Here is a 12,823-nt window from a genome sequence, read left to right as displayed (position 1 = left end):
TTGATCAATAGCATTCAGCGCACGATGCAGTTGTCGATTTGCCCCGACTGACCGGCGGTGTCGGTGGTAATTTCAACCAGTAGCGGTCAGTCAGGTTCGCGGTCGGAGATGTGCGCGCACGATCCACCCCAATGAGCTTCCCTGCACGAGCAACCCAAACACGACGATGCCGTAGGTCGCCGCCACAAGTAGATCACGTTCGCCCCCCGCTGGTAGCGACAGCGCCATCGCCACGGACAGGCCACCACGTAGGCCTCCCCAAACCATTACACCCAGTGCGTCTGATTCGAATGCCCAACGCCGTCGCAACAACCCATACGGTAGGCCAACACTGACCAACCGCGCCACCAACACGACCGGTAGCAAGGCCAGAACAATACCGAGGTAACGCTCGTGAAAATGCATCACCAGTACTTCCAGCCCAATCAACACGAACAGTATCGCGTTGAGAATCTCGTCCAGCAGATGCCAGAACAAATCCAGATGGTGACGCGTGATCGTCGACATCGCTACCCGGCCATGCTGGCCGATGATCAGACCCGCGACCACGATAGCCAGGGGGCCGGATACCCCAATAATGTCAGCCAATGCGAAGCCACCACTGACCGACGCCAACGTCAGCAGGATTTCGACCGTGTACTGATCAACGCCACGCAACAGGCGCAGGGCCAGCCAACCAACAAAGCCACCGAATGCGATACCGCCCAAAGTCTCTTTCAGCAGCAGTGCCAGCCCTTCGGTGAACGAAGGCGTCGGACCGTTGCCCACCAGCGTTAACATTAGTAGAAAGAGGGTCACACCCACCCCGTCATTGAACAATGACTCGCCGGCAATCTTGATCTCCAATCCCTTGGGTGCGCCGAGTCGTTTCAGTAGAGCAAGCACGGCAATGGGGTCGGTAGGCGAAATCAGTGCCCCAAACAGTAAGCAGTACTGCCACGGCAATGGCTGTTCCAACCAACGCATTACCCAATACGTGCCGAATCCCACCACCAGCGTTGAAACGACGACGCCAAATGTCGCCAGGATCCCGACGACCCATCCGTTGCGGCGCAATTCAGTCAGATCGACCGAGAGCGCGCCCGCGAAAAGTAGGAACCCCAGGAACCCATGCAGTAACGTTGTATCAAAATGTGCCTGACGCACCAGCGACTGGATGGGTTCGGCGACCTCGATACCCATGGACTGCAGTGCGAGCAGCCCCAGGGAAAAGGATAAGGCCACAGACATCACACCGACACTCGGCGGAAGGCGGATCCAGCGATGATTGAGGTACGCGAACCCTGCCGTCAAACCGAGCAAAGCAGCAATCGTGTTCCAAAGATCCATTATTCATCGCGTCCCAGATACTTGGTGAATCAAGAATGCCTGTGAGGCGCTTGCATGATCGCTCGACGGCAACGAAGTTACTTTATGCGCAACACGACGGAGCAAACTGTCGGTTCAGTCGCGAGGCGGATGGCCATTGGGAAACCACGCACCCGATTGCACACAGCCAGAGTCTCAAGTTGATACAACCTCGATCCGGTAATCCTCGTCGACCCAATGTCTTTTGTCGCGCCAACGCCAGGTGAACTCCACGCTACTTCGACCAGCCAACTGGTTTACGTTCAAACGCACACCGTGCAAGCCGAGCCCCACTTCGCGACTATGGTCGTCACGAATCCGCTGCCATCCGTCCAATCCCCAATGCAGTGTCACCGGATGATCGAACAGCAGCAGCAACGCCTTGCCAACGGGCATCGAATTGACGGGTGCCCCGATTGTCCATACCCAGGTGTGCGCGACCGGACGCAATCCCGCATACCGCTGCCACACCACCCGCGGCCGATCAAACGGGCGTCCGAGATTGATCGACACGGCGAGCTTGACGAATTCACCGTGAGCCCAGGCGAGAGGCATTGCACTACCGGTCGGCCGACCGGGGAACAAGCTATGCGCCGGCAGCGCTTCGGCATCCCAAACTTGTTCCGGGAGCAAACCGTTGTGGCCGGCCATATTTCCCATCGCTTGCAGGTACGGCAAGGGATCCTCACCGGCACTCAGCGCATAATGGCCGCGCTCGCCGGTCAATAGTGGCCAACCACGGCCGACACCATTGCCGTCGAACGGGCTGCCGTCCGGTTTCTCACCGTAGCCATCGCCAGTGTACCGATGCCATACGGGCCCGGCAGGGGTATCGCAACGAAGCAGCGCGTCGGCGATGCGGATCGTGTCGCGAATCGCCGGGTACTCCGGGCTCCTCAGACCGAGCCGCACGAGCTGCAGGAAGTCGACTGCAACCTGTTCGTCTGCACGCGGCTTCGTGATACCGAACCGGTTCCTGATCGGCATTGCACGGCTGAGTGCCGAGACCTCGTTCAAGGCACCGGCTGGCGCTTCGCGCACATAGAACCCGGAAACCTGGTGCCGGTGCGCGAGATCGCCGCCGGTCGCCACAGTCCAGTCCTCGAGGCGTGCATTCCAGAAATCCCCAACAATCAAAGCCAACTCAGCATCGGGTGACGGAAGGAGGTCAGCACCGGCGACAAGCGCTGCAATGCAAACAGCAAGCGTGAAGGTATTGACCCCGGCGTCCTCTTCCCAGCGATCCTGGGGACTCGCGGGTCCGTGCCGAACCATATAACTGAGCGCACGAGAAATCATGTTTCGCACCGGAACACCTTCCAATGCGCCGCACTCGCCCAACGCCGCGCTCAGCAATACCGGGAACGCCGTCTCGTCCAACTGTATCCCAGTCCAGTAGGGTCTGCCGCCCAGCCACTGGTTCTGATACCAGTGCCCGTCGGCGTTCTGTGTCGCAATGAGGTAACGCAGGACATTGCGCGCCTCTTCCACACCGCCCAGCGCCAACAGCGCGGTTGCGCATTCGACCAGGTCACGGGGCCAAACCAGATGGTAACCGCCGCGCTCCTCGCCACTGTTTCCCCAGGGAACGGATAGGCTCGCCACCATCGCGCCGACATATGTCTTGTCGCGATGACTCTTGAGAACCATCGCGGACGTCCTGTACTGCGCTGCTAGCTTCCCCGGAAGCGGCGGATCCGGCACCCGACGTTCGCGCTGTGCATGCCATTCCTCCCAGGCAATGGTTTGCTGTTCGAAAAGATCGTCGAAAGACTGGGCTAGTGCGGCGACAGAAAGCGTGGCGGCCGCTTCTTTGGACGTCGCGATGCCCAATGCCAACCGCGCACGGCGCGGCAGTTCCCCGGCGAGGGCCACGTTGCCTGGGCCGGCCGTGTCATACACCCAATCCATGCGTCCGTTCGCGGAAAAATCCTGCCAGAGATCGCTGCTGCCGGCGTAGCCCACTGAGGTTCGGCTCAACGCATCGTCAAAAGTATCATCGACCGCACTCAATGCCAGACCGAATGGCCCCTGCTCGGCCCACAGCACGCTGCGACCGCGGTGTCGTTGCGCCCACGCCCGATTGTCATGACCGCTACCGCCGAGGCGCGGGGCGAGCAGCACATAAGGTCGAAGTGCTTCGTCGCCGTCGAGATCGACGTCGACCAACAGGACATCGCGCTCGGGATCAGGGCACAGCCGCACTGTCAATTGGAATCGTGGATGATGGTGCGTGATTGTCGGTAGCGGAATCCCCGGTGCCGGCAGACGAATTTCCCGTTCGCGCAACCGTTTTGCCTCCACCCAGAAACCGGCGTTGTCCGCAACGATGAACCCCAGGTCACGGATCTGCGGGATATCGAGCCGTGGATGATAGACTTCATTGACGATGCCATGTCCAACCGTATACCAGAGGCGCGCCGGTCCCATGGCGGTACCCACGAGGTCTTTGTCACTGCTGCACCAGGTAGGGGGTATACCGGGCGCGCCCGGCGCCACTACCGGTTTCACTCTGCGGCCTCGCCTTGTTTCCCCCTCACACCTTGCTCTTGGCTCACGATGCGATCTTCGGGACCGTCACAGTCAGGACGTCATCGTGAAACTGCGTTTTCATGCCTGAGGCATCGACTGGCCCCGGCAGCGTGAAGGACTGCTGGAAGCTGCGAGTAAAACTCTCCTGCCGGATCAATTGGCCGTCGTCCGCGGTTTGCTTCTCACTGCCATGGGATTCAGACGAGATGCTCAACAGGCGGCCATCCAGCTTGACATTGACATCGTTTTCACCGGCGCCCGGGATTTCAGCATTGACCACGTAGTTGTCTCCCTGCTCTTCCAGCGTGACCTGCGCACCCGTTTGCTGATTGTCCGACCTCACGGCATGTACATCGCCTAGCACCGAGGCAAACATCTGGTCCATCTGCGTCTGCATGCGCAACATGTCGGCATGCAATCCAGCCCAGGGATCGCGCAGTGCCGTTGTCGCGTCGGGCACTACCTCGAGTTGTTGAGAAGGCTCCTCCACTGCCAGGTGTTCTGCCGTTTCGTGTGAACGATAGGCTGCCGCTCCCACCGCGCCGATCGTTCCCAGCAGGGCAACAGCAACCAGGCTTTGCTTCACTACGCGCTTGTTCATGGTAGATCTCCTAGATGGGTTTGACGCCCGCTTTCGGACTCCGTTTGCTTACTACGCACGGAGGATGCGGAAGCCGTATCACTGAGATAGGGCATCTCGTCATGCGAGGCGCCCCGCCGAAAGAACATATAGAGCGTTCCGACCAACGCGATGGCCGTGCCGCCCACGACCCAGAGGTTCAGATAGGACAAAATCCGGTGCAACATCGCAGTATGCTGATCAAGGGTATACAAGCCGATGACCCACACGGAGACCCAGAGTGCCGATCCCACGAGGTCAGCGAAGAAGAACAGTAGCCATGGCATGCGCGCACTACCGGCAACAAGACCGTCTAGCTGGCGGGTGCCATCAAAGAATCGTCCGAACAGGAGCAGCCAAATACCGAAGCGCCGAAAAAAGCGCTCGAATCGTGTGAGACGGTTTCGACGCACACCGACACGCAGCAGCAAACGCCGTCCACCGCCACGTCCGATCCAGTAACCGAGATTGTCGCCCACCACGGCTGCAAGCCACGCCGTCAACCAGACCAGCACCACATTCAGCTCACCCTGGCCTGCCAACAGGGCCGCGCCACCCATCAGAATAGCGCCGGGCAACGGGATGCCGGTGCCCTCGAACATAACCGCAACGGCAACCGCGGCGTATCCATATTGATGCAACCATGGCGTCGCCTCGGCCAGCATGTGTTCGATGCCGGTCACCCGCTTACCTCCTGCAGCGTGGGGGCAAGCCAGCTACGGCCGTCGCGGCTGATCAACCCCTCGGCAGATTCCGGCCCCCAGCTTCCCGCTGAGTAGTTCGGAAAATCCACTGCGGGATGCCTCCGCCAGACATCCAGTACTGGCTGTAGGAGCGTCCAGGCTGCGTCAATCTGGTCGGCACGCATGAACAGAGTCTGATCACCGGCCAGCACTTCGTACAACAAGGTCTCGTAGGCGGCAGGCACCGGGGTACGAAAAGCTTGTTGGTAGGAAAAGCGCATGTCGGCCGGAGCCAGCATGAAATCCGCGCCCGGCACCTTCACATTGAGTTTGAGATCCATTCCCTCATCGGGCTTCAGCCGCAACACTAAGCGCGCTGGTTGATGGTCTTCGGCGGCACTGTATGGGTAGGCTTGGTGCGGCACCGGGCGAAACCGGATCGACACTTCTGATACGGTTTTCGCGAGCCGCTTTCCTGTACGCAGATAGAATGGGACATCCTGCCAGCGCCAGTTGTCGATGAACAGTTTCAGTGCCGCAAAGGTCTCTGTTCCGGAAGCCGGGTCCACTCCCACTTCTTCGCGATAACCCGGTACGTGTACACCTTCCACCCAACCAGGGCCGTACTGCCCACGCGCCGCATAGTCGGAAACCGATTGTTCGGGAATGGCACGTAGAGCCCGCATCACGTCCATCTTCCGATCGCGCAAACGATCCGCCGTAAAACTCGCCGGTGGTTCCATCGCGATCAGACACAGCAATTGCATCAGATGGTTCTGGATCATGTCGCGCAGCGCGCCGGCCCGTTCGTAGTAGCCTCCTCGATGCTCAACCCCGAGAGTTTCAGCGACCGTTATGGTCACGTGATCGATGTAGCGGCGATCCCAGATGGGCTCGAAGATCGGGTTGGCGAAGCGCAGGGCCAGGATATTTTGCACCGTTTCCTTGCCCAGATAGTGATCGATTCGGTACAGCTGTGATTCGGCGAGATTCTCTCTCAGGATTTCGTCGATGTGTCGAAAACTGGCCAGGTCTGACCCAATCGGTTTCTCGACAACCAGTCGGGAAGCGTCACGATCGTGTACCAAGCCTGCGGCGCCGAGTCCGGTCGCAGCCGGTGTGAAGATCGCCGCCGGCGTTGCCAGGTAGTAGACGCATTGGGGTGGCTCCGGAAATTCCCTGGAAATTTCTCCGACCAAAACTGCCACATCGGCATAGGCTGACGGTTCCGCTAGGTTGGCTTGTTGATAGTGCAGGCACTTGCTGAATTCAAGCCATTCTTCATCCGTTGGCCTTCCCGATCGCGCGAACTCTTCGCAACCCATTTTCAATCTCTCGGACAATACCTGCACCCGTAATTCGTCGCGGCCCAATCCGAGCACCTCGAAGTGCCGCGGAAGACCGCCCGAGCGATGCAGTTCGAACAGCGCCGGGACGACCAAGCGGCGGGCGAGGTCACCGGTCGCCCCCAGGAGAACGAACAGCGTTGGCCTATCAGTAGCGGGATTTTTTCGGTGCGCGATCATACTGGTTCACCGCTCGTCCTCTGGCGATGTTCCGTCGCCAGAAGCGGACGAGCACATTGTCTTCAAATCTGCTGGATCAACGCCGCCAGACTGGATTCGGCGTGGTGAAAGGCCGTCAAATCGCTCTGCGACAAGTTGCCAGCGTTGAGTTTATTTTCCAGATTCGCTACAAGGCTCAACAGGTTCTGTACCTCCCCTTTCTGCTTCGCTGTCATGCGCTTTGCAGCCGCATCGAGGTAACCCTTGGCCTCGGCCAACTCAACCTTGGCGGCGGCATCGTCGTGAGCGTAGTAACGATCGATACGGGCGTAGGCCAGTTGTGTCTTCGCCTCGATCAGATCCTTCTTGGCCACACCTTCCGCGCGCATACGTTGCCAGCCCGTACTGATGTACTCGGCAGATCGCTCCGACATCGCCTTGGTGCGGTGCCACGCGCTTTCGAGCTGCGCTGTCAGGTCCTTCCCTTCAGTATCGATCGCGCTGTGCAGATCCCGTACTTCCGAAACGAGGTCCGCCGCGGCTTCTCTCGCAATCGTGTCCGAACTCTGGGCGGCGCGCTCCAGATGTCGGACAGCCGCGTTCAGGTCGGATTTCGCAAAGGCCTTTTCACCAAACTCGAGGTCCTGCCTCGCGCGATAAAGCGCGGCCTTGGCCTGGGTCAACGGCGATTGAAACGAGAGCGACACGAAAACCACATTGTCTTCAGCCGCGGCAAGTGCCAGATCCGCAGCTTTGGCATCATTTTTGTCCAATGCGTCCCTCGCCTGCTCGACGAGGTGACGGGTACTACTGAGCGGCAGATCCGCCTCCACATAGAGAAGCGCATCATCGACTGCCTGCAACCTTTCCGCCGCTTTCTCCTTATCGCCTTCTTCCAGGGCCTGCTTGGCATCGTCGAGATGAGCCTTGGCTTTGGCAGCCGGCACGTAGTCGACCAGTTCCTGAAGCGATGAATAGATCGGGATCAAATCTGGCAGCACTTCCTGAGTGTTCTCATACTCCAGATGCTTTTTGGCTACCCAGATCCGATCCTTCACCTGCGTGGTCGGCAAAGCTGCCTGAATGACGTCCATCAGAATCTCGGACTGATTGAGTTGGGCCTTTGCCTTCGCCGTATCGGGCTTGTCACCCTGCAGTGCGCCGCGCGCATCGGCGATATGTCGAAGTACCTTCACAGCGCTCGACGAGATAGTCGCTTCGTCTACAGGCGTGATCTGGCGCCCCGGCGAAATCGAAATTTCTTCCTGGATAGCACGCTCAGCGTAGAGTGGACCGCTTGCCGCCAAACCCACAAGTAAGGCAGCTGCAATGGGTTTCAGTGGGAATCGAATGGACATGGTCGTGATCTCCTGCTTGGTCTGATGTGCCTCAACGTTCGAGGCTTTCACCAGTGTCTGAGCAGCGAGCGTGCCAACATTGTTTTTCGTCGATTTTTCAGCCACTTTCCACTACGAGAGTGCAAACAAGCCAGCCATTGGTGGTGCTGCACCAAAACGCTTGGGTAATTCAAACCAGGATCCGGTCAATCTCCAATCGCATGCCACGGTTGATTTCAAACAGGACATCGCCCGGTCAGCGGTGGGTCGGCGGGAGAGGTTACGGCGACGAGGGTGCGCTTGTTCGCGCAACTCTTATGAACCGGAGAAATGGATGGCGCGAACCGCTTTGCAGCGGATGAGACAGCCGGTGCTTGCGACGGATCATAACGGGCGGTGGGGCGCGGTACCTAAAATGGTACCTAAACCCCAAAAAGACGAAAGGGTTAGCAGCATTAATCCACTAACCCTTTGCTTTAATTGGTAGGCGCGAGTGGACTCGAACCACCGACCCCCACCATGTCAAGGTGGTGCTCTAACCAACTGAGCTACGCGCCTGAAGAGGCGGCAATGATACACAGCCGCCGCGGGCCATACAAGCCACCAAGCCGCCCCTCCGGCCGGCCGCACGCCAACCGGCAGTCCGATGGGTCGACGCCACCCCTGACGGGCGTCACCGAAGCGATCAGGCGACCAATCCCCTGCCCTGCAGCTCTTTCAGCTGATCGCGGATCCGTGCGGCCTCCTCGAATTCCAGGTCCTTCGCATGCTGGTACATCTGTTTCTCGAGTTCCTTGACCCGCCGGTTCATCTGCGCCGGGGTCATCGCGGCGTACTCGGCGGTCTGCTCGGCGACCTTGGCGAACCGCCTCGCGGTCGACGGTGCCCCCGGGTAGGCCGCCTCCATGATGTCCGCGACGTTCTTCTGCACGGTCTGCGGGGTGATGCCGTGCGCCTCGTTGAACGCGATCTGCCTCTGCCGGCGCCGCTCGGTCTCGTCGATCGCGCGTTGCATCGAGCCGGTCATATGGTCGGCGTACAGGATCGCCTTGCCGCGCACGTTGCGTGCCGCACGACCGATCGTCTGGATCAGCGAACCCTCCGAGCGCAGGAAACCCTCCTTGTCCGCGTCCAGGATCGCCACCAGCGAGACCTCCGGCATGTCCAGGCCCTCGCGCAGCAGGTTGATGCCGACCAGCACGTCGAACTCGCCGAGGCGCAGGTCGCGGATGATCTCGACACGCTCGACGGTATCGATGTCCGAATGCAGGTAACGCACCCGCACGCCATGTTCGATCAGATAGTCGGTCAGGTCCTCGGCCATGCGCTTGGTCAGGGTCGTGACCAGCACGCGGTCGCCGAGCGCGGTGCGCGCGCCAATCTCCGACAACAGGTCGTCGACCTGGCTGGTCGCCGGGCGCACCTCGAGCGCAGGGTCGACCAGGCCGGTCGGCCGCACGACCTGCTCGACGATCGCTCCGGAGTGCGACCGCTCATAGTCACGCGGCGTCGCACTCACGTAGATGGTCTGCGGCGCACGGCTCTCGAATTCCTCGAACGTCAGAGGCCGGTTGTCCAGCGCCGACGGCAGGCGGAAACCGTACTCGACCAGGGTCTCCTTGCGCGAGCGGTCGCCACGGTACATGCCGCCGAGTTGCGGGATGGTCACGTGCGACTCGTCGACCACCAGCAGGGCCTCATCGGGCAGGTAGTCGAACAGGGTCGGTGGACCCTCGCCGGCCGCCCTGCCCGACAGATAACGCGAATAGTTCTCGATACCGGAGCAATAGCCGAGTTCGACCATCATTTCCAGGTCGAACTGGGTACGCTGCTGCAGGCGCTGGTACTCGACCAGCTTGTCCGACGCATGCAGTTGCTCGAGGCGCTCCTTCAGTTCGACCTTGATCGCGTCGACTGCTTCGAGGATGGTCTCTCGCGGGGTGACATAGTGGGTTTTCGGGTAGACCGTGTAGCGCGGAACCCGGCGCAGGACCTCGCCGGTCAGCGGATCGAACACCGCGATGCTCTCGACCTCGTCGTCGAACAGCTCGACGCGCACCGCCTCGTCGTCGGACTCGGCCGGGTAGATGTCGATCAACTCGCCACGCACCCTGTAGGTGCCGCGGTGCAGTTCGACCTCGTTGCGCTTGTACTGCAACTCGGCCAGCCGGCGCAGGATCGCACGCTGGTCGATGCGTTCACCGCGGGAGAGGTGCAGCATCATCCGCAGGTACAGGCGCGGATCGCCCAGACCGTAGATCGACGAGACCGTCGCCACCACGATGACATCGGGCCTTTCGAGCAGCGCCTTGGTCGCCGACAGGCGCATCTGTTCGACGTGTTCGTTCACCGAGGCGTCCTTTTCGATGAAGGTGTCGGAAGACGGCACGTACGCCTCGGGCTGGTAATAGTCGTAGTACGAGACGAAATATTCGACGGCGTTGTCTGGGAAGAAGTCGCGGAACTCGCCGTACAGCTGTGCCGCGAGGGTCTTGTTCGGTGCCAGGATCAGTGTCGGCCGCTGCACCCGGTCGATCACGTTCGCGATCGTGAACGTCTTGCCCGAGCCGGTCACACCGAGCAGCGTCATCCCGGCCTCGCCATCGTGCAGGCCCTCGACCAGGCGCTCGATCGCCTCCGGCTGATCGCCGGCGGGGGAAAATCGGCTGTGCAGCTGAAAGCGCTTGTCGTCCATACGCAAAGATGATGATCGCCGCTGGGGTGATCCGGTATGATACCAACCCATCCCCATTGTCAGAGCCGTTCTCCGCGGAGAAGCCATTCATAGCCATGAGCATCAAGCTTTCCAGCCGCGTCCAGGCCGTCAAACCCTCCCCGACCCTCGCCGTCACCGCGCGCGCCGCCGAGTTGCGTGCCGCGGGCAAGGACGTGATCGGCCTGGGTGCCGGCGAGCCCGATTTCGATACCCCGGAGCACATCAAGGACGCGGCCCGCCAGGCGATCGCCGACGGCCGTACCAAGTACACCGCGGTCGATGGCACGCCCGGCCTGAAGCAGGCGATCATCGCCAAGTTCAAGCGCGACAACGGGCTCGACTACAAGCCCGAGCAGATCCTGGTTTCGTGCGGCGGCAAGCAGAGCTTCTACAACCTCGCGCAGGCGATCCTCGATCCGGGCGACGAGGTGATCATCCCGGCACCTTATTGGGTCTCGTATCCGGACATGTCGATCCTGGCCGGCGGTGTGCCGGTGCTGGTGCATGCCGGCGACGATCAGGACTTCAAGATCACGCCGGCGCAGCTGCGCGGCGCTTTGACCGACAAAACCCGGCTGTTCGTGATCAACAGCCCATCCAACCCGACCGGGATGGCCTATAGCCGGGACGAACTCGCCGAGCTGGGCGAGGTGCTGCGCGAGTTTCCGAAGGTCGCGATCGCGACCGACGACATGTATGAACACATCCGCTGGGATCTCGACCGACCGTTCGTCAACATCCTGAATGCCTGTCCGGACCTGGCCAACCGCACCCTGGTCCTGAACGGTGTCTCCAAGGCGTATGCGATGACCGGCTGGCGCATCGGTTACGCCGGTGGCCCGGTCGAGGTCATCAAGGCGATGAAGAAGATTCAGTCGCAGAGCACCTCGAATCCGACCTCGATCTCGCAGTACGCGGCCGAGGCCGCGCTGAACGGCCCTCAGGATTGCATCGGCGAGATGCTGGCGCAGTTCAAAAAGCGCCACGACTATGTGGTCGAGCGCCTGAACGGGATGCGCGGCATCGAGTGTCTCAAGACCGACGGCACCTTCTACGTGTTCCCGTCGGTCAAGGGCCTGATCGAAGCGCTGGATGGCGTCAACGACGACCTGCAGCTCGCCGAGCACCTGATCGTGCACGCGGGCGTCGCCCTGGTGCCGGGCACCGCGTTCGGCCTGTCGGGCCACGTGCGCATTTCGATCGCCACCAGCATGCAGAACCTGGAGAATGCACTCGACCGCATCGAAAGAATGATCGGCTGAACACCGCCGGCGACCTGCGCCGGCACAACGCGATGCCCACGGATCGGGCGTCACTCACTGGCAAGGAGGCCAAACGACATGCAAGTCGAAAAATCCCTGCCGCGCACCCGGCGCGGCCTCACCCTGGTGGAACTGATGACGACGCTCGCGGTGGCCGGCGTCTCGCTCGCCGTGGCGATCCCAAGCTGGTCGGCGCTGACCGATCGCTCTCAGGTGACCACGACCGCCAATCGGCTGCTCGGACATCTGCGTTACGCGCGCAGTGAGGCGGTCACCCGCCGGCGCATGGTCAGCCTGTGCCCGAGCGACGACGGGGCGACCTGTTCCGGCGACCCCTTCGGCTGGCAGCGTGGATACCTGATTTTCCAGGACACGGACGGCAACCGTTCCCGCAGCGACGACGAGACACTGTTGCGGGTACAGCGGGCGCTGCCGCCCGGAATGCGTCTGCACAGCACCGCCGGTCGCCCGGCGATCCGGTTCCGCCCGGACGGGGCAGCCTGGTCGACCAACACCTCGTTCAGCGTGTGCGTCGGCGACACCGGAAGCGTGAATCGCGCGGTGGTCTTGTACGGCAGCGGTCGCGCGCGGGTCGGAAGCACTCTGCCGGGTGAACGCCCCGTCACCTGCACCTGACGCGTAGCGCCGCCTTGTGCAGGACGTCTGTCCATGCACGGTGCCTTCGGAGGCTTGACCCGATTGGGATGAAAACTTAGACTTCGCGCTCCGCTTTATTCCCCTGTGGCGCAGCGGTAGCGCAGCGGACTGTTAATCCGTTGGTCGTTGGTTCGAATCCAACCGGGGGAGCCAAAAACCTTAAAA

The 12,823-nt window shown here is 61.1% G+C and carries 8 protein-coding genes, 2 tRNA genes and 1 pseudogene; 3 read left to right on the top strand and 8 right to left on the bottom strand.

Annotated features, from left to right (window positions below):
* Positions 1 to 90 precede the first annotated feature (90 nt).
* The 8 genes and pseudogenes from H6955_12900 to uvrB all read right to left on the bottom strand — a co-directional run bounded on the left by H6955_12900 (position 91) and on the right by uvrB (position 10,718).
* Positions 91 to 1,329 carry a sodium:proton antiporter gene (locus H6955_12900; protein MCP5314453.1) on the bottom strand — a complete coding sequence of 413 codons (1,239 nt, stop codon included), beginning with the start codon at positions 1,327 to 1,329 and terminating at the stop codon, positions 91 to 93.
* Positions 1,330 to 1,503: 174 nt separating this feature from the next.
* Positions 1,504 to 3,819, bottom strand: a pseudogene (locus tag H6955_12895) (glycosyl hydrolase).
* Between the two features lie 82 nt (positions 3,820 to 3,901).
* On the bottom strand, positions 3,902 to 4,480 hold the full coding sequence (locus tag H6955_12890; GenBank protein ID MCP5314452.1) for an Hsp20/alpha crystallin family protein: 579 nt from the start codon (positions 4,478 to 4,480) through the stop codon (positions 3,902 to 3,904).
* Positions 4,477 to 5,181 carry a DedA family protein gene (locus tag H6955_12885; GenBank protein ID MCP5314451.1) on the bottom strand — a complete coding sequence of 235 codons (705 nt, stop codon included), beginning with the start codon at positions 5,179 to 5,181 and terminating at the stop codon, positions 4,477 to 4,479. The genes H6955_12890 and H6955_12885 overlap by 4 nt, the downstream gene beginning before the upstream one ends.
* Positions 5,178 to 6,707, bottom strand: a complete 1,530-nt coding sequence (gene zwf / locus H6955_12880; protein MCP5314450.1) for a glucose-6-phosphate dehydrogenase — start codon at positions 6,705 to 6,707, stop codon at positions 5,178 to 5,180. Before zwf ends, H6955_12885 begins: the two co-directional genes overlap by 4 nt.
* A gap of 62 nt (positions 6,708 to 6,769) precedes the next feature.
* Positions 6,770 to 8,149, bottom strand: coding sequence for a YfdX family protein (locus tag H6955_12875; protein ID MCP5314449.1), 1,380 nt, complete (start codon positions 8,147 to 8,149; stop codon positions 6,770 to 6,772).
* 355 nt (positions 8,150 to 8,504) lie between these two features.
* Positions 8,505 to 8,581: transfer RNA gene (locus H6955_12870), tRNA-Val, on the bottom strand.
* A gap of 127 nt (positions 8,582 to 8,708) precedes the next feature.
* Positions 8,709 to 10,718: an excinuclease ABC subunit B gene (gene uvrB / locus H6955_12865; GenBank protein MCP5314448.1), complete on the bottom strand. Its 2,010-nt coding sequence runs from the start codon at positions 10,716 to 10,718 to the stop codon at positions 8,709 to 8,711.
* A gap of 95 nt (positions 10,719 to 10,813) precedes the next feature.
* Between uvrB and H6955_12860 the strand changes: the two genes are divergently transcribed.
* The 3 genes from H6955_12860 (at position 10,814) to H6955_12850 (ending at position 12,811) form a co-directional block, all read left to right on the top strand.
* On the top strand, positions 10,814 to 12,001 hold the full coding sequence (locus H6955_12860; GenBank protein ID MCP5314447.1) for a pyridoxal phosphate-dependent aminotransferase: 1,188 nt from the start codon (positions 10,814 to 10,816) through the stop codon (positions 11,999 to 12,001).
* A 78-nt stretch (positions 12,002 to 12,079) separates the two neighbouring features.
* Entirely contained in the window at positions 12,080 to 12,637 is a 558-nt protein-coding gene (locus H6955_12855) for a GspH/FimT family pseudopilin (protein MCP5314446.1), read from the top strand.
* 99 nt (positions 12,638 to 12,736) lie between these two features.
* Positions 12,737 to 12,811: transfer RNA gene (locus H6955_12850), tRNA-Asn, on the top strand.
* The last annotated feature ends 12 nt before the right edge of the window (positions 12,812 to 12,823 follow it).

The organism is Chromatiaceae bacterium (genome assembly GCA_024235395.1).
GTDB lineage: Bacteria > Pseudomonadota > Gammaproteobacteria > Chromatiales > Chromatiaceae > Thiosocius.
The sequence above is the reverse complement of the archived record's forward strand: the minus strand, read 5'-3'. Positions and strand labels throughout refer to the sequence as shown.